This window comes from Salipiger sp. IMCC34102 (genome assembly GCF_004145405.1).
Taxonomy (GTDB): domain Bacteria; phylum Pseudomonadota; class Alphaproteobacteria; order Rhodobacterales; family Rhodobacteraceae; genus Loktanella.
In genome coordinates this window covers 633,232-651,405 of the sequence record NZ_SELQ01000001.1, presented here as the reverse complement: position 1 = coordinate 651,405, position 18,174 = coordinate 633,232, and the positions used below count along the sequence as shown (strand labels likewise).

The following is an 18,174-nucleotide window of genomic DNA, read 5'->3' as shown; positions in this document are numbered from 1 at the left end:
AAAACAGACCTGATTTTAACCGACGGATGTTCGACGAAGATTTCGCCAGAGTTTTAATCTATTCTAACCGTCGTTCGGGCGAACTTTTTACGTTGGACACGAACGATCAGAAGCTATCAGATCGTCTACTAGGCAACGTGCAAACGCGGTACGGACCACACCCAGTGGATGAAACCATCTACGAGTTGGTTGAAGAGATCGCGCGATCTCTGGTTTGGTTTGGCGCCGCGTACTATTACCTTCATGATAATGCTGAGAAGGATGAAGTCCAAGTTGCATCCTTTGCGACAGATCGAATGTTCAGATGTTTAGGCCTGTATTTTCAGTATTTGCCGAAGAGGTCTCGATCACATTGGGATAAAGAGGATGAAGTGCTACCGCGTGAAATCCGCGTTCTGGACAAAACTAAACTCATGTATTTTCGGCTCCCAAGGTTCATCGAGAAGATATTAAATAACCAAAACAAGACTTTAGCGACTCTTGACAAGTATCATGGTGCTAGCACAGACTTTTTTCCGCACGCCACCCACGACAACCCAAACCCTGTAAATTATTTTGACTTTCGCGTATGGAACGAAACTGTGGACCTAGCACTGTATCGCGCTACACGAAGAACTGGTTGGAGCGGCAGAAAGTATGGCTCGTCCAAGAAATCCGATTTCTTTGACTGCTACCGTCTGATCAAGTTTCGCCGGAATCAAATTACGTTACGGGATCAAATTTTACTGCAGCTGAGTGACGAGCTTTCACGGGTCGGGCGTTGCTACAACCCAGAATTTCGACTTACGATCTCGGCTACGAGCGCCTTGCCGAGTATCGGTGAGCTTGATGAATTGAGTGAGAAGCTGACTCGCGAAGAGGTTGGTTTTTCGGAGATTATCGATTTCTGTTTTAAGCGTTAGGCCAACTCAGCTTCCTAACCCAGCTCCGGTTCGTGTGACTGTCCCTGTGTTTCGCCGAGGGCATTGGGGAAGCTGCGCTGCAGCACTGAGTGATCCGGCCAAAGTCGGCTATGGGCCGGTTACTGACTGAGCCGGTTCGCAATGCGGGGCGTCCTGTAACAGCTCTCGCTCGAAGGCAATTCGATAAACTTCGCACGACACAAGCTTGTTCAGGACCAAGGCCCGGGGCGTTTGCGACTTTTGATCTTGGGAATACGACTGGCCGAGACATGCGTGCCTCCAAGGCCCGAAGATCCTCCACCCTGCGCCGCCATGGCGCGCAGCGCGGTCACGCGGTTCTCGGTCGCGGGGTGGGTCGCGAACAGACTGTCATGCTTGTGTGCATGCAGCGGGTTGATGATGAACATGTGCGCTGTCGCCGGGTTGCGCTCGGCTGCGTGGTTGTCAATCCGGGCGGCACCCATGGCAATCTTCTCCAGGGCCGAGGCCAGCCAGAGCGGTTGGCCGCAAATCTCGGCGCCCGCCTTGTCGGCGGCATACTCCCGCGTCCGGCTGATCGCCATCTGCACCAGCGCCGCTGCCATCGGCGCAAGAAGCATCATCGCAAGCGTGCCGATCAACCCCATCCGTTCGCGAGATCCTCCAAAGAACAGCGCGAAGTTGGCCAGCATCGAAATGGCCCCGGCGAAAGTCGCGGTGACGGTCATGATCGCGGTGTCATGGTTGCGGATATGCGCCAGTTCGTGAGCGATCACCCCCGCCAGTTCTTCTCTCGTCAGCACGTTCAGCAGACCAGAGGTGACCGCAACGGCGGCATTGTCGGGGTTGCGGCCAGTGGCAAAGGCATTGGGCTGCGGCGTGTCGATCAGGTAGACCGATGGCGTGGGCAGGTTCGCATTTCGCGCAAGCTCGGCAGTCATGGCGTGTAAGCCCATCCGGTCGCCCGGTGGCACCGGCTGGGCATTGTGCATCCGCAGGACCATGCGGTCCGAGTTCCACCAGGTGAAGACGTTCATTGCCGCTGCAACGACAAGCGCGATCACAGCACCACCCGATCCTCCGATGAGGTAGCCAACGCCCATGAAGAGCGCGGTCATCGCGGCCATCAGCATCGCTGTCTTTAAATAGCCCATACTGGTCTTTCGAACTCTCTCTTCATTGAGACATCGAGGGAGATATGGGGAGGTTCCCGACCTGCGCAAGCATGCGTGCGAAGCGGCACAGGCAGACACAACGTCTTCAGATTAAGGATGATTGGTCAGGCCGGGTCGTGAGCGTGCGTTTGGAGCGAATGGCAGCATTGCGAGCTGCGACCACGCCATCCGGACCCGTTGGCCAACGGCAGGAATGGGCCGTAACTGCCTGCGGGCCTTATTGTCAGCTGCCCTGGCGCAATATACTATGGCGAGTCTCAACTTAGGCGCGAAGCGTCACCGGAGAAGTCAAGATGCTCGAAATAATTTTACAAAATTTTCTTCACGAAATCGCAATCGAAAGACGATCTGTTAAGTGAAGTTGGAAAGACTGCAGCTTGGATCCCCATCCATCGTTTCCCCGGCTGGCTGGGTCTTTATGTTGAGCGCGCGCCTGTAGAGGCTCGTTGGAAACTTAGCCATTGTTAGACTGCGCCACCCCCTGCCCCGCGGTAGTCCACTATTGTAAACGATCGGACTTTTTCCTAGATTTATTAGAAACGTAGGGGTCGGCGCGTGCGCTTCCGCGTCGGAGTAGAGCACTCTCGGTTCGCCTCGCTCTGCAAGAAACACCGCTTCTCGTGCCGGAACGAGGCTCTTCGGGGTCAAAAGCGCGAACACGCCGGACACTGACTTCAGAGCCACACTTCGTCATTAATATATACTCTAAGTAAGAAACATTCAGTAAAGGGCAAAATGCGTTCTGGTGTTTTCGGCAGATCCTTCGTCCGCACCTCTCTCTGCCTCCGGCGGTGAAGCGGTTCTGGATCACAAGGGAACGGCCGAGGCAGGAGCCCCCGGCCAGCCGACCTTTTGGACCGAGACAAGCCCAGTAACGTCGAGAGGCGCGATAATTGTCGCGCAAGCAGCATCTCGGCCCCGGCCAATGGTTCGGTGTCAAATAAGCACGCCGTCTTGCGGGTATCACTCTGCATCTTCTGCGAAGCGGCTTCATCTCTTGTAGGTCGTCGACACCGTAGAGCTACGGCAATGGGCACTCTGGAGGCAGGGACACTCTGCGTGACCGAGGCGCGGCGCAGCAGCTTTCTGCCTTTCGGCTCCGTCTTGATTTCACCTGTCTCAATCAATCTGAGACTTCCGCTCCAATAGCCATCTTGGGAAAGCAAATGTGCTCACGCCGATCAGCGACTTCAGCTATCCAGCTAGATCTATAATCGCACATATGCTGCTGGGCTCGCTGGGAGACGTGCTAGAGTGCGCCCTCTGCTCTCTCTGCGTCAGGTGTGCTGCAAATAGCTGGATAGCGTCTGGTGACGTTCTCCGCGCGATTTCGGGGGGTGGTGTCTGTCTCTGTCTTTTGGGTGGTCCGGAACCTGAGCTGCCTGACTGCGACTGCCATGCGGAACCTTGCGCGACCTTTACATCCGGCCCAAAAATGCCTTTCGCCTTGCATGCAAGGCTCGATAGCTGAAAAGGCTTATTTTATTGGGTGTCTGGAAAATCAGGGTCGTCCGGAACTTGCCTCGAACCTTGACGAACCTTTACATTTTTGCTCACGAACCCGTGATATGTAAAGGTTATGCAAGGCGCATGCAAGGCGGAGGCGAGGGCCTCCGGAGCGGAAAAGTTGCTCCATAGTTGTTACTTGCCCTACGATCTCATAGGTCTCGAACACGCGTTTTGAGCGGCAAGCCGCGATTCCAATCCGTGCTTTGACGGTCTTGCGCAGGGTTACAGATCATTAACTATCTTACCCAATGATTATCGTGTGACATGCAAGGTGGATGATGAGATTCTCGAGGAACAGCAAATTCTCACTCCTCGAGCGGATGCTCGACATTGCAGAAAAGCTCACCAAACGGCAGCCTCCGAGCTACCGCAGGTCGCAAAGCAAAACCTCCGGCTTTTCTGATTCCGCTGCGCAAGGGCTTCGCGACCTCGACGCCCGTGTTCCGCCAGTAGAGGCCTACGCTCAAACGCCACAAGTGCGCTACGCGAGGACGGCCCGACTGCGCAGCGACGTCGCTGCCGGTGGAGGCTTGATCACGGGCGCAGATGGCCAGGCCCGGCCGCACTACTTGGGCCACCGAGAGCGCCTTCGCCAGCGGTTCTTGACCGGCGGGCATGCCGGCATGCCCGAATATGAGCTTCTCGAACTGCTGCTTTTCAACGCAATCCGCCGGATCGACGTAAAGCCACTGGCCAAACGGCTTCTATCGACGTTCGGCGATCTCAACGGGGTAATCGCGGCGTCCGAGCATCGAATTTTGAAGGTCGAAGGGGCGACGGACAAGGTTTGGCTGCAGTTGCGGATCGCTGAGGCGATCGCGCATCGGATGGGACAGGCAAAGGTCGTGCAGAAGTCCGCTCTGACGAACTGGAACGACATGATCGACTACTGCCGCACGACCATGGCCCACCGCGACACCGAGATGTTCCGCATCCTGTTCCTCGATGCTCGCAACGTCGTCATCGCGGACAAGGAGCAGGCGCGTGGGACGATCGATCATGTCCCGGTCTATCCGCGCGAGGTTGCCAAACGCGCGCTGGAACTGTCTGCTGCCTCCATGATCCTTGTGCACAACCATCCATCTGGCAGCGTGACACCCAGCCAGGCCGACATCGCGATGACCGCAGACATCGCGCGGGCTTGCAAGACCATCGATGTCGATCTCTATGACCATGTTGTGAACAGGCATGCAATTTTGACCCCGTAGCGGGGTGATCGGCATCCAAAAATGACCCCCTTACACTGGTGTGGATAATGCCCCCGAGGCCATCGGGGAGCGCAGTGTAGGATGATGGTAATGGAGACGATTGCGAAGATCAGGCGGGCGTATTTTCAAGACAAGAAGTCGATCAAGCAGATCTGTCGAGAGCTGCGGGTATCGCGGAACACGGTTCGCAAGGTGATCCGTTCCGGTGCGACGGAACTCACCTACGAGCGGACCATTCAACCGTTGCCGAAGATCTGGCCTTGGAAAGACATGCTCGACGAGATGCTGACGGTGAACTCACGGAAGCCCAAGCGCGAGAGGCTGACCCGGATCAGGATTTTCGAGGAACTCAGAGCCGTCGGATATGACGGCGGCTACGATGCTGTCCGGCGCTACGCGGCCTCGTGGTCCATGGAGGAAGGGGAGGCATCGGCCGCCGCCTATGTGCCGCTGAGCTTCGATCCGGGAGAGGCCTACCAGTTCGACTGGAGCCACGAGATCGTAATGATCGATGGCGCGACGACCATGGTGAAGGTGGTGCACGTCCGCCTCTGCCACAGCAGGATGCTGTTCGTGCGGGCCTATCCGCGCGAGACGCAGGAGATGGTGTTTGATGCGCACGACAAGGCCTTTGCCTTCTTCGGTGGAGCCTGTGCGCGGGGCATCTACGACAGCGGGAATTGTCCGCCATCGGTCCGAGGACAATGGACGCGAAGACCGCAGTAGATACGATCTTCGTCGGCCGCGACCGCGCCTACAACCGGCGGTTCCAGCAGATGTGCGGGCATTACCTCGTCGATCCGCCGTCCATTGGGCTTGAACCAATGGCGCCGCAATGAACGGCCCTGCACCCCGGCATCCGGCTGGGAGAAGGGACAGGTCGAGAACCAGGTCGGCGTTGTCCGACGGCGGTTTTTCGTGCCTCGGCCAAAGTTCAAGAGCTACACCGAGCTCAACGCATGGCTCGAGGATCGCTGTGTTGCCTGGGCCAAGGCTAACCCGCACCCCGAGTTCCGGGATCGGACAACTTGGGAGGTGTTCGAGCAAGAACGCGCCAGCCTGGTGCCGTATGTCGGCCCCTTCAATGGCTTCCACGCGCTGCCTGCCTCGGTGTCCAAAACCTGCCTCGTTCGGTTCGATAAGAACCGCTACTCGGTGGATGGTCGGGCCGTCGGTCGCCTAGTTGAAATCCGTGCTTATGCTGAGCGGGTCGAGTTCTGGCAGGACGGCAAGATTGAGGGGCAGCACGACAGAGCCTTCGGGCGCGACAAGGCCATCTGCGACCCGCTGCACTACATCCCTGTTCTGGCTCGCAAACCGGGCGCGCTCAGGAATGGCGCGCCCTTTAAGGACTGGGACCTGCCGCCAGCGATCAAGAGTGTGCAGCGCAAGCTTGGCAAGGTGCCGAACGGTGACCGGCAGATGGTCCAGATCCTGAGCATGATCCCGATCGACGGGCTGGATGCGGTGGATTCTGCCTGCGCCGAAGCCTTGAACGAAGGGGTTCCCGGGGCCTCGGTCGTCATCGACATCCTGGCCCGATATCGCGAGCCGACCCCGCCACTGACCATCGATACGCCGGCCGCATTGCGACTGACCTGCGAACCCGTCGCCGATTGCAAACGCTACGACAGCCTCAGGAGACCCAACCATGGAACGATCACAGGTGCTGGATGCGATGAGCCAGCTGAAGCTCTACGGCATGAAGGCCGCCTACGATGAGATCATCACCACGGCGGTGAAGCGTCAGCACGAACCGCAACAGATTGTCGGCGACCTGTTGAATGCCGAGATCAGCGAGGTGAGGCATGTGCCGCCACCGTTTCGAGGCCATGCCGAACGGCGCGCTCGATCAAATACCAGATGACGACTGCCAAGCTGCCGCTGGCGAAAGAGGTCGACGAGTTCAGCTTCGAAGAAACGCTGGTCAACGAGACGCTGGTGCGCGATCTGGCCTCCGGGGAGTTCCTTGAGCATCAACGCAACGTCGTGCTTATCGGCGGCACTGGGACCGGCAAATCCCATCTTGCCGTGAGCATCGCCAGGGCCTGCATCCGCCGCGGCAAGCGCGGCCGCTTCTTCAACGTCGTCGACCTGATGAACAAACTCGACGCCGAAGCCCGCGCTGATCGCCAAGGGCGCACTGCGGATCTTCTGTGCAACCTCGACTTCCTGATCCTCGACGAGCTCGGCTATCTTCCCTTCGCTCAGACCGGCGGCCAGCTGCTGTTCCACCTCGTCAGTCACCTCTACGAGCGCACATCGATCATCGTGACGACCAATCTCGATTTCGGTGAATGGCCGTCGGTCTTCGGAGACGCCAAGATGACGACAGCGTTACTCGATCGACTTACCCACCACTGCGACATCGTCGAAACCGGCAACGAAAGCTGGCGCTTCAAGACCCGCGAATGACCAAAACCCCGCTGGCCCGATACGGCTGCGCTGTATGAGGGCTACACCGCATCGGACCAGCTACCCGAGCGCTCCGAGGGGGTTATTTTTGGATGCCGATAGGGGTCAAGATTGCGTGCCGATTGACATGTGGCGCCGGAACTCGGCAATTGTCGCTTCATCTGCTTCGATCAAAGCGGTCGAACGCGGTTGAATTGACCCGGTCTTCCGGACCTCACCGGTTGCATCCGCCTCATCGTAACCGTGTTAAGATCGATGCCCGTCTCTATGCTCATCTGCGCGAGCGAAGATTACGATCGTTGTATTACAGCTCTGACGGCGTGCGTGTTAGTGGCTCTCCCGTGAAGATTTTTTCCCACAAAGCGTCCTTCCTGCCTTGTGAAAGGAAACACTATAAAGCCGTGGGATCGAACACCTAGGCTCGAACTGTTTAGCCTGTGCGCAAGGCACCGTCTGTTTCCGGCGAAAACAAATAAATCAGCTCCGGTCGGATTGTGACGGTGATCGTGCCGGTCGTGACTCCGGCCAATCTGTCGTTGGCCGCGATCATGACATCAGGATCCGTCGCCGTTCTCACGAACGTGGCTGACCCGGTGCGTTCCACATTCGCGATCGGCAGCGATAAAGCGTTATCGCCGGTGCCGGGGATCAGGTGCTCCGGCCGAAGGCCGACGATTACCGCCTCACCGGCGGGGCGATGACCGTCGAATGTCAAGCGCGGCGAACCGGGAAGGTCGAGGATCACGTGGCCTCCGTCGTCGCCTACCCGAGCGGGCACGAAATTCATCGCAGGCGAACCTATGAAGCCGGCGACGAAGCGGTTGACGGGCCGGTCATAAAGATCGAGCGGGGCGCCCTGCTGTTCGATAACACCTGCCCGCATGACGACCACATGATCGGCCATGGTCATCGCCTCGATCTGGTCGTGAGTGACATAGACAGAGGTCGCGCCGATCCGGTCATGCAGCTTGCGGATCTCAGCGCGCATGTGAACTCGTAATGCTGCATCGAGGTTGGAAAGCGGTTCGTCGAACAAGAATGCCTGCGGTTCGCGCACGATGGCGCGGCCCATGGCGACGCGCTGGCGCTGACCGCCGGACAGCTCGCGCGGATAGCGATCCATGAGCTTTTCAAGCCCGGTTATGGCCGCGATCTCCTCGGCGCGGGCGCGGGCCTGCGCACGGTTCATGCCTTTCAACCGAAGAGCATAGGTCATGTTACCGGCGACCGTCTTATGCGGATAAAGCGCGTAGGACTGAAACACCATCGCCAGATCACGCTGGCGCGGCGGAGCCGACGAGACATCCGCGCCAGCGATGCGAATCGCACCGGACGAGATTGTCTCGAGCCCCGCGATTGTGCGCAGCAGTGTGGATTTGCCGCAACCGGAGGGCCCCACCAAGGCCACAAACTGCCCCTGCGGGATGCGGACATCGACGCTTTTCAGGGCGTGATAGGCCCCGTAATACTTGTCAATCTGATCGATCTCGATCTGCATGTTCATTTGAGCGCTCCTGACGTGAGGCCGCTGACGATCTGGCGTTGCAGCAGCACAAAGAAGAGTATGATCGGCGTGACGTAGATCGCCGCATAGGTCATGACGCCCTGCCAATCGGAGGTGTTCGGCCCCATGAAGCTTTGCAGACCGACGGTGGCGGGCTGAAAGGCGCGGGCTTGGATCAGACTGCGGGAATAGACGTATTCACCGAGGCTTTGCAGAAAAATCAGCAGGGCCGCCACAAGGATACCGTTGCGTGCTAGCGGCACGTTGATCGACAGAAATGCGCCGATCCGGCTGTTGCCGTCGACGAGCGCGGCCTCCTCCAGCTCTTTGGGCACTTGGATGAACGTGGCCCGCGTCAGCACCACATAGAAGGGCAGCACCTTGGCCGCCTGCGCCAGAATGACGGCGGTCCGGGGATAATCCAGTAGGCCGATCTGGCTGAAGGCGACGAAGATCGGCGTGATCATCAGCGACGACGGCAGGACCTGCATCATGAGGATGGCAAACAGAACCACGTCCATCCACCGCGACCGCACCCGGGCCAGCGCATAGCCGCAACCGGTGCCCAGGGTAACGACGATCAGGGTGACACCCACGGCGATGATAACCGAGTTCTTCATGTAGGTTGCCATCTGCAACCTCTCCCAGACCTCTGCCGCGGCAAAGTCGGGGTCGGCGGGCCAGAATGTCGGCGGCCAGGCGACGATCTCGTTTCCCGATTTAAGCGCCGTGACATACATCCAGTAGACCGGGAAAAGATAGGTCGCGACCAGAGCCAGCGCGACGGTCAGCAAAGCGTATTGGGAAAGACGTTCATCACGCAGCATGTTCGTGCCTCGTCGAGCGGACGTAGATCGCGGCAACGCCGATCACCACAAGGATCATGAGGACCGAAACGGCAGAGCCTTGCCCGATGCGGTAATCCTGAAAGGACAGCTCCCACGACCAGTATTGCATGACGTTGGATCCGTTCGACGGACCGCCTTGCGTGAGGGCCGCGAAGAGGTCGAATTGCTGAAGCGTGAAGATGATGCCGAGCGAGATGACGGCACCGAGTTGCGCGCGCATGAGTGGAAGCGTGATGGTCAGGAACCGCCAGACGCGCCCTGCCCCGTCGAGCTCCGCCGCCTCGTAGATATCATCGGGGATCGCGGCCAATCCCACCGAAAGCAGGATCATATTGAACGGCACGCCCACCCAGACGTTTGCGATGATGACGGAGTAAAGCGATTTCGACGGATCCGAGAGCCAAAAGATCTTGTCGTCGGTGACCCCCAGCGTCTGCAGAAGCCAGTTCAAGACACCGAAGTCACCAGCCAGAATGAAGCTCCAGACGCCGCCGACCACGAGGCCGGGCATGATCCAGCCTGCAAGAAAGAGCCCGCGCAGCCAAGTCGCACCGGGGAAGCGCTGCTGAAAGAACAGCGCGAGGGCGAAACCGATGCTCAATTGCGCTGCAACGGACAGGACCACGAAAACGGCCGTATTGCGCACGATGATCTGCGTGGCGTTGCGGGTCAGCACCTCGTCGTAATTGTCGAGGCCGACGAAGGGCCGGTCGAAAGACGCCAGCGTGAACAGGTCCACGTTCTGGAACGACATGATGACGTTATATACCAGCGGAAAGGCCGAGAAGACGATCAGGAAGCCGAGGGTGATCCAGACCAGTATCCGGTCGAACCCGCGACCGTCGCGGAAAGATGATGTGGGGGCAGACATGGGCGTTGTCCTGCGCTTGGGAATAGGGGCGGGCCGCCGTCGGCGGGAGGGAGACCACAGCGGCCCGCTGGATGACGGTCGGGTCTAGTTGACCACGTCCGAAATCGTCTCTTGCGCCTCGGCCAGGGCGTCGGCGGGGGTTGCCTGACCGGTCAGCGCTGACTGGATCGCAGTCTGAACGGCCTTGCTGATCTGCGGCCAATCCGGCGACGGGCCGCGATTGCGGGCGTATTGCATGGATTCCTCGAAGACGGCGTAAGCCTCCGGGAACTTCGGATCGACGACCTCCACCTCGCTGGCGGGCAGATAGCCGAATTCATTCCAGACCCGGTCCATGTTGTCGTAAAGGAATTCGAGGAAAGCGAAGGCCGCTTCAGGCTCATCGGTGTTGGCCAGGATCACGTTGTCGCCTTCACCCAAGGCAGACGCACGTTCCGCCTCTGTGTCCGGCACCGGCAGAAGGGCCACACGCCAGTCGAATTGCGCTTCTTCGCTCATGCGTGGAATTTCCCACGGCCCCGAGATCGACATCGCGGCATTGCCCGCATTGAAAGTGCCCGTGCTGTCCCACTGTCCCCGGATCAACGTGTCGGGTGACGCAAGACGTTCGTCGATGAAGGCCTTCCACAGCGTCAGCGCACGTTCCGCGCCGGGGGTGGCGATATTGTCGTAATCGCCGCCGGTCATCTGGACCCAAGGCAGGAACTGGAAGGTGCCCTCCTCGTTGCCGTTGGCGCTGAAGGCGAGGCCGTAGACGTTGTCTTCGGGCTTGGTCAGCACCTTGGCGGCCTCGTAGAGTTCGTCCCATGTCTGTGGCGGGGCGTCGGGATCCAGGCCCGCGGCCTCGAACATGTCAGCATTGTAGTAAAGCGCGATGGTGTTTGCCCCGCGCGGAATGCCGTAGATGCCGCCATCATAGCTGACCGATGCCAATGGCCCGGGGAAGATGTCCTCGGCGTTCACGATATCCGAGGCTTCGATATAGGGCGACAGGTCCATCAACAGACCGCGCGAGGCGAAAAGCGCCACTTCCGGATTGTCGATGTAAGTGATGTCGGGCGAGTCGCCGGTGGCGATTGCGCGAGCCAAATCGTTGACCATGTCGGGGAACTGGACGGTGCGCAGATTGATCGTCACCTCCGGGTTCGCGGCCATGTATTCTTCAGCCATGACGTAATGGTATTCACCCGGATCGTCGATCGTCCAAAGGTCCAGTTCCACCTGCTCTTGGGCAAAGGCGGGGCTTGCAGCGATTGCCGCGGTCCCAGCCAAAAGTGTCCTGATCGTCATGCGTGTGTCCTCCACTTGGGTTACAGTCGCCGCCTCTCCTCAGGCGGATTTCTTCAGCGATGGATCGCCGCCCTCATAGGCGCCGTTCGCAGGCACATGGGTCAGCCCGCCGCGGGCGTGTTTGAGGTGAGTGAGGCCGGCGAGCTGGCCGGTCATCTCCAGATCGTCGCGGTAAACGGGATCGTGCCAGCCTTCGATATCGATGGAACCGGTGTAGCCGGCCAACCGCAACTCGCTGATGATGTCTGTCCAGTTGCTGTCACCGAAGCCCGGCGTCCGCATCCAGACGAAGGGTTCACGACCGAAGATGCCGTGCTCGCGGATCACCTCCCACCGGATCGTCGCGTCCTTTCCATGGACGTGAAAGATCTTGTCGGCCCACTTTCGGATCTGCGGCAACGGGTCGATGAGGTAAACCATCTGGTGGCACGGCTCCCACTCGATCCCAAGGTTGTCGTCGGGGGTTTCGTTGAACATCAGCTCCCAAGCGTCGGGGTTATGGGCGATGTTCCAGTCGCCGGTCTGCCAGTTGCCATCCATCGCGCAGTTCTCGAATGCGATCTTCACACCCTTGTCGGCGGCGCGTTTGGCAAGGTCGGACCAGACCTTCTTGTAGGCCGGCAGGCTGTCGGTCAGCGGCTTGCCCCGGACCCGACCGGTGAATCCCGCAACGCACGTCGCACCGAAATGATGGGCGTTGTCGATGCAGTCTTTCCAGCCCTGCAAGGTTTCGCGGTCCAGCTCCTTGTCTTCGAGCGGGTTGCCGAACATGCCCAGCGTGGACATCGTGATGTCACGGTCCCCGATTGCGTCGACGCAGCGCTTTCCCAGTTCAGAAAGATCCTGACCGTTGGTTGTTTGCCAGAAAAATGGCTCGAAGCTTTCGAACCCCATGTCGGCGATCTCACCGATCCGCGTGGCAGCCTGTCCGCCAGTCGCCTGTATCATCGTGCCGATGCGGATCTTTTTAAGCGGGTCTGTCATTTGTCTTCAGCCTTTCAAACAGCGGGAAGTGTCACGCGACGCCCGGTGTCCGCGCTTTCGATCGCGGCCAGAACCATGGCGAGGCTTTTGATATTGTCAGTTCCAGGAGTCAGCGGCGCCTTGCCGGCCTGCACGGCGGAAACGAAATCGGAGATGACGCCGGCATGGCCGGAGATCACCGCGTCCGTAGGCTTTGGCGCCTCGATGGAGCGGGTCGGACGCAGGAACCCTTCGTCAGCGTCGACCACACGGGCGTCAAAGCCATCATTTCCGTCCCACAGCAGCGTGCCCTTGCTGCCGATGATACGCCACTCGGATTCCCATGAGGTATTCGCACCCTCGGCGGCCCAGCTGCCACGATACGTCATGGCGACACCGCCCGTCAGGTCGAAGAGCGCATCGGCAGCAGCGCCGTGGGCATACCACGACCCCTTGGGGTTGGTTTCGCGGCAATAGACGGCCGTTGCGTCCTGCCCGGTCAGAAAGCGGGCGGCGTCGAAAGTGTGAATCGCCATGTCGAGCAGCAAGACGTGCTCCATTGCGTCCCGGAAGCCACCGAAATGCGCCCCGATGAAGAAGTCGCAGTGCACCGCCGTCAGGTCGCCCAGCGCACCCGACGCCACGAACGCCCGCGCCCTGCGAATGCCTGGCAACCAGCGGCGGTTCTGCACGATGCCGTGCAGACGCCTTGCGTCGCTGGCCAGCTTGATCAAACGCTGCGCGGCGTCCAGTGTCTCGGCCATCGGCTTTTCCGACAGGACATGGCAACCGTGGCGCAAAGCGGTTTCGACGACACTCTGTCGTGCTGGGGGCACGACGACGTCGAACACCAGGTCCGGCTTCACCCGCGACAACATCGCGTCAAGGTCGTCGCCCGCTGCCGCATCGGTCCAGCCGAAAGCGTCCGCGCGTGATCGCGCAAGTTCCGGATCGAGGTCCACGAAGCCAACCATCGCCACATTTTCCGCCAGATACGGCGTGTCTTTCAGCGCCTGAAGCCAGCCTTTCGACATGGCTCCGCACCCCACCATAACGGCGCTCAACATACTGATATTCCTCCGGTAATGCGCAAGAAGCTCCTCCCTTGCGCACTTTCGTAAACGTTTACAACGCTAGGCCTGAGCGCCTAAACTTGTCAACAGGTTTCGTAAACGTTTACAAACACGGAATATTGCTGCCTGCAGGACAGGCTCAACCAGAGGACGCGACAGGACATGACGGGAATCAGGGCGCTCGCGGATTCGCTGAATATCTCGATCGGGACCGTATCGCGCGCTCTGAACAACAAGCCCGGTGTCAATGAGGAGACCCGCGCACGGGTGCTCGAAATGGCGCTACGCACTGGCTACGTCGCCAATGCAGCCGGTCGCAACCTGCGTAAGGGCATGACCCAGACGATCGGCCTGATGATGGGGACCGGGCACGGTGCGACAGCGGGTGGCGACAACTTCTTCATGGCTGTGACCGACGCAATGCAGAAAGCGATGCAGACGGAGGGTGTCGATTTGGTCCTGCTACCCTGTCACAGCGAAATGGATCCACTCGATTTCCTGCGGCGGACTCTTACACGCGGCACCATCGACGGTATCATCCTGACAGCAACGAAGGTGCAGGACCCCCGTATCGCGCTCCTCCGGGACGCGCGGATGCCGTTCATGACCCTCGGGCGGTCCGCCACACCAGGCGATTACCTGTGGATGGACCTCGACTTCGAAAGCGCTGCCGGCCAGGCCGTCGCGCATCTGGCCGAGTTGGGGCATCGACGGATCGCTGTCGGTATTCCGGCCGGCGACGCAAACCTATCACAGCTCTATCGCCACGGCTGGAAGCGAGCAATGACTGAACTTGGCCTGCCCACTGGCGACGATCTGATCTTCGCTGAGAACGGCAGCGAGGAAGGTGGCGCACTCGTAGCGGCCCAGGTTGTTAAAGCGGCGGACCGCCCGACCGCGATGCTGATGTGTTCAGAGCCCATGATCAGTGGTTTCTACGGGGGGCTGATCAACAACGGTTTGCGACCCGGTCCCGACATCTCGGTCATTGGATTTCGGCAGAGCCCGCTGCTGCGGCATCTGGCGCCGCCAATCAGCTGCTTCGACATTAATCTCGATCAGCTTGGTCAACGAATGGCACACGCGATCCTCACCCTGGTCTACGAACCGTCCGCTCCTGATCCACAACCCGAGATCATGCCCATCAGCTTTATCGTCACTGCCTCCGTGCAGCCCCCCGCGAAGTCCGCGGCAACTTGAGAAGCTCGGAATACAGTGGTCCGCGTTGAAACTAACGATGCGGGCTCGCGTCGTGGAAAAAAACCGGTCATATTCCAGGTCGTTCCAGTGTTACCAAAGACCACGTAACCTATTGCTTTTATTAAACCAAAAGCGAGTTCAATCCCCTCTCACAGCACCACCTCATACCATTGGTTGTCAAAATGACCTAACACTTGAAAGGTAGGGTCATTTTTGGTGTTCCATGCACACTTTCCGGCGTGAATGTCAGCGGATCAGAAAAAGCCAGTCTCAGGACTGTTTGACGAACCAAGTGGCTACCATTTTTAATATATAGCAAGGCCTGAGAGGGATCTCGCGGAGAGTTCAATAAATTCTTCGAATTTGCCCGCATTCGGCAGCGGCTCAGCAGCCTTCTCAACAAGCGCGAACCTCTCCCGTTCGAACATTTCGGTCTTGGTTTCAATGGCTTTGACGACAGTGGGGTTCTTGATCTCCACCAGCCGTTCTATGAGTTCCATCAAATTCTTATCAGCAGTCTCAGCCTGACGCCGCTACTCGTCCCGTTAGGCGTGGGCCAGCTCCAAGCGGCTGCTCAACGCCGAAGCCTTCTTTACCCTGAGAGAAGCCCAAATCCTGATCGAGCAATGGCGTGTTCACTACAATACGATCAGGCCACACAGCGCTCTGCGCTATCCAACGTCCGCACCGAGAAGCATCGTCCCAACGGATTAAAGGCCGACCATGCACTGACAACCAATCCAGGCCACCCGATCGGGGCAGACCACTGTCTCTGCGGGAAACGAAATCCTCGAGTTGCCTGCCGATCATACGGGGACATCTGAAGCCTATCTGTCCCGACGGTCCTGAAAGCGGACGGTCCCCATGTGCAACGAATGGCAGCTTGCCTCTAGGCTCTCAGCCACCGCAAGGGTCCGCTCCCCGCGCTCGGCACTCATCAGGGGTTCGCCGACACCTATACCTAAACCGAAAGCGTTACGCACAGCCACGGCGCAGATGGCGAGCACTCGCATACCGGCACCGCTAGCTACACCTGACTCGACTTCGCGCAGGCCAACCAGCAGGCTGAGTCGCTGGCGACCACCATGGCGCGACGCATCTCGGACCTCGATGGACTGGACATCCGGCGTGAGGCTCTGCTTACGGACCTCGACCGGCGCGCCTAATAGATCGCCGACGCTCTCATCGGCGAGGCGATCATCGCAACTTACCCGCGCTACCAGTATTTCGTCCGCGCCTACGGATTGGATATCGCGTCACTCGAATGGGAGACTGGAGCAGCATCCACGCAGGCGCAATGGGCCGAGCTTGAGTTGATGGCAGAGGACACCGGTGCGACGTTACTGATGTGGGAGGCAGCCCCTCCCTCGGAGGCCCTGGCCCGCGCCGAAGAGCTCGGCCTGACCAGTGTCGTCTTCAACCCGATGACGAACCGACCCGCTTCGACCGATTTCATCGAAGGCATTTCCCAGGGTCTCTCGAAACTCGGCGATGCCGCTGAGCAATAAGAGCCGCGCGTAAGCTCCGTCTGGCGATATATCTCGAGATGGTCGACGAGGTTCGCGCGCGAGCGGGGCGCCTTGAACTCACCAGACCTGCGTCAAGCAAACTGGCTCACAGCATCGGCACGCCCCGCCGGAGAGGCGCTGGAAGGCACCCTACGAATCGTTGCATGACGCGACGCCCTCTTTGCCACTGCTAAGCCAATCCGTGCACCAGAGGCCGCTCTGTGCGGCCCTACAGCAACGAGCATGACATCAGGTCACTCTGCGCCCTCTTCTTCCAGAATATCGTCTTCACTCGCGTTTTTCTGAGGGTCAGCATCCGGCCGTGCCTTGGCCGCCTCTACGCGGCTATGGATGTCTTCGAGATCGTGCGGTTCAATCTCGTTCTCGATGTCCATCCAACTCTCTAGCTCTGAGAAATGCCGCTACGGATCACATGGGTCCGGTTAGGCCGAGATCCTACACTCTTTCAGCCGCCTAAAGGCTGGCAATCGCGCCGCCTCTGCCACGCTTTTCGCCGCACGGTGAACTCAGAACTCTCTCAGCCGCTTATAGGAGAGCCTCCGAGAAGTGCCGAAAGGGAATCTTGCGGTCGCAGCACGCTCTTACTATCGCATAGCTCTCCCCTCGCCGGAGAGACCACAGAACAAGATGCGTCCCTCATACAGTAGCGCGAACTCCGGAACTAGAACCTGTATTTTCCGTCCGGTTTTGGCCGGAGTATGTTAATGTAAGAAAGTATATAGTAAAGCCTCAAATGAGATAATAATACGTCCAGTTTCGGACGGAAAAAACGGTCAGTTCCGGCGTTCTTCAACTTCTTGAAAACAGTCTTGTCCCGGCGTTGAAGAACAAGACAGATACCTAGGACCTCCTAAAGCTTGGTCTCGTTCCAGGCCTCCTAGGTTCTATCCTTCTAAATTGTTCTACTTAGGCAGTTCTGACGGCTGCCCCGCGTTCCCTTCAGCAGCAGATGACAGCCGGCGCGCTTTCCCCTCCGCTGCTTTAAGTGCCTTCCTATCTCGGTCCTTCTGGCGCACGGCAAGCTTTTGCCCTTCAGTCAAAGAAGCACGCGCCAGCCTTTTACGAGCAGTGTCCGCTAGGCGTTCACGCTCATGACGTTGCTCAACTGTCTCAGATGAAAGGACAGCTTTGGGAGTCATGATATTCGGCTTTGCGCGAACTTTCCGCCTACTTGAATTACGCTCGGAACGCCCGGCTCCGGAACGCCACTCATCAATCCGGTCGCGCGCGCGCCAGATATCATCAGTTCCACGTTTCAGTTCAGTTTTCCATACCTCGATCGCCTTTGAGAGTTGAAGTCCAATAAGCTGCTTCTTCTGTAGGTCAGCCTCTTCGTCGAACTTAGTCTGAAGCGTTGTCTTTTTCAGAAAAGCCCGGTCGTAACGCGACAATTTAGGCTGTTCTTTTTCGATACGCCACGCAGTAATGTGCTCCTCACCGGGTCCGGGTGTCCAGCCTTCCGGTCGAACTGGCAAAGATCGACGTTCGCCATTTTCGTTCAGAAGTTCATTGGGACTGATCGCCATTACGAGATGATCTGGCATGACGTAATCTGGATCATCGATGTGATCGAGTGCCTCAAGAATGCTCTTTGTTACATCATCAAGATCGTGGACTTCTTGAGTGGCCGGAACTTCGCGCGGACGACCGTCGGCATAAGGCATACTTTCTCGGTGTCGCGCCATCTCGGCTAAACGCTCCTCGTGAG

The 18,174-nt window shown here is 58.7% G+C and carries 14 protein-coding genes and 3 pseudogenes; 7 read left to right on the top strand and 10 right to left on the bottom strand.

The window, feature by feature from the left end:
- Positions 1–164: 164 nt before the first annotated feature.
- The gene (locus EU805_RS03410; protein ID WP_207208056.1) at positions 165–902 is read left to right on the top strand and encodes a hypothetical protein; all 738 of its coding nucleotides are present in this window, start codon (positions 165–167) and stop codon (positions 900–902) included.
- 209 nt (positions 903–1,111) lie between these two features.
- Here the strand turns inward: EU805_RS03410 and htpX are convergent, their stop codons facing one another.
- Positions 1,112–2,035 (bottom strand): zinc metalloprotease HtpX, encoded by a 924-nt coding sequence (gene htpX, locus EU805_RS03405; RefSeq protein WP_129762524.1) that lies wholly within the window; start codon positions 2,033–2,035, stop codon positions 1,112–1,114.
- Positions 2,036–3,843: 1,808 nt separating this feature from the next.
- Between htpX and radC the strand changes: the two genes are divergently transcribed.
- From radC to istB, 3 genes and pseudogenes are all read left to right on the top strand, one after another.
- Positions 3,844–4,773: a DNA repair protein RadC gene (radC, locus tag EU805_RS03400; protein ID WP_242494036.1), complete on the top strand. Its 930-nt coding sequence runs from the start codon at positions 3,844–3,846 to the stop codon at positions 4,771–4,773.
- 81 nt (positions 4,774–4,854) lie between these two features.
- A pseudogene (gene istA / locus EU805_RS03395) lies at positions 4,855–6,495 on the top strand (IS21 family transposase).
- Positions 6,425–7,188 (top strand): annotated as a pseudogene (istB, locus tag EU805_RS03390) (IS21-like element helper ATPase IstB). The pseudogenes istA and istB overlap by 71 nt, the downstream one beginning before the upstream one ends.
- A 430-nt stretch (positions 7,189–7,618) precedes the next feature.
- Here istB and EU805_RS03385 read toward each other — a convergent pair.
- From EU805_RS03385 to EU805_RS03360, 6 genes are all read right to left on the bottom strand, one after another.
- The gene (locus EU805_RS03385) at positions 7,619–8,692 is read right to left on the bottom strand and encodes an ABC transporter ATP-binding protein (RefSeq protein WP_129762523.1); all 1,074 of its coding nucleotides are present in this window, start codon (positions 8,690–8,692) and stop codon (positions 7,619–7,621) included.
- The gene (locus tag EU805_RS03380) at positions 8,689–9,519 is read right to left on the bottom strand and encodes a carbohydrate ABC transporter permease (protein WP_129762522.1); all 831 of its coding nucleotides are present in this window, start codon (positions 9,517–9,519) and stop codon (positions 8,689–8,691) included. Before EU805_RS03380 ends, EU805_RS03385 begins: the two co-directional genes overlap by 4 nt.
- Entirely contained in the window at positions 9,509–10,411 is a 903-nt protein-coding gene (locus EU805_RS03375) for a carbohydrate ABC transporter permease (RefSeq protein WP_129762521.1), read from the bottom strand. Before EU805_RS03375 ends, EU805_RS03380 begins: the two co-directional genes overlap by 11 nt.
- A gap of 84 nt (positions 10,412–10,495) precedes the next feature.
- Positions 10,496–11,701, bottom strand: coding sequence for a sugar ABC transporter substrate-binding protein (locus EU805_RS03370; protein WP_129762520.1), 1,206 nt, complete (start codon positions 11,699–11,701; stop codon positions 10,496–10,498).
- 39 nt (positions 11,702–11,740) lie between these two features.
- A complete protein-coding gene (locus EU805_RS03365) occupies positions 11,741–12,685 on the bottom strand; it encodes a sugar phosphate isomerase/epimerase (protein ID WP_129762519.1) in 945 nt (314 codons plus the stop codon).
- A gap of 14 nt (positions 12,686–12,699) precedes the next feature.
- Positions 12,700–13,731 carry a Gfo/Idh/MocA family protein gene (locus EU805_RS03360; protein WP_129762518.1) on the bottom strand — a complete coding sequence of 344 codons (1,032 nt, stop codon included), beginning with the start codon at positions 13,729–13,731 and terminating at the stop codon, positions 12,700–12,702.
- Positions 13,732–13,899: 168 nt separating this feature from the next.
- Here EU805_RS03360 and EU805_RS03355 point away from each other — a divergent pair, with 168 nt between their 5' ends.
- The gene (locus EU805_RS03355) at positions 13,900–14,937 is read left to right on the top strand and encodes a LacI family DNA-binding transcriptional regulator (RefSeq protein WP_129762517.1); all 1,038 of its coding nucleotides are present in this window, start codon (positions 13,900–13,902) and stop codon (positions 14,935–14,937) included.
- 305 nt (positions 14,938–15,242) lie between these two features.
- Here EU805_RS03355 and EU805_RS03350 read toward each other — a convergent pair whose 3' ends face one another.
- Complete coding sequence (locus EU805_RS03350) at positions 15,243–15,437, bottom strand: hypothetical protein (protein WP_129762516.1); 195 nt, start codon at positions 15,435–15,437, stop codon at positions 15,243–15,245.
- Between the two features lie 70 nt (positions 15,438–15,507).
- Between EU805_RS03350 and EU805_RS03345 the strand changes: the two are divergent.
- Positions 15,508–15,651 (top strand): annotated as a pseudogene (locus EU805_RS03345) (integrase core domain-containing protein); the annotation flags it as partial.
- Between the two features lie 530 nt (positions 15,652–16,181).
- Complete coding sequence (locus EU805_RS03340) at positions 16,182–16,445, top strand: hypothetical protein (protein ID WP_129762515.1); 264 nt, start codon at positions 16,182–16,184, stop codon at positions 16,443–16,445.
- Positions 16,446–16,699: 254 nt separating this feature from the next.
- Here the strand turns inward: EU805_RS03340 and EU805_RS17355 are convergent, their stop codons facing one another.
- Positions 16,700–16,840, bottom strand: coding sequence for a hypothetical protein (locus EU805_RS17355; protein WP_165351872.1), 141 nt, complete (start codon positions 16,838–16,840; stop codon positions 16,700–16,702).
- Between the two features lie 528 nt (positions 16,841–17,368).
- Positions 17,369–18,130 (bottom strand): hypothetical protein, encoded by a 762-nt coding sequence (locus tag EU805_RS03335; RefSeq protein ID WP_129762514.1) that lies wholly within the window; start codon positions 18,128–18,130, stop codon positions 17,369–17,371.
- Between the last annotated feature and the right edge of the window lie 44 nt (positions 18,131–18,174).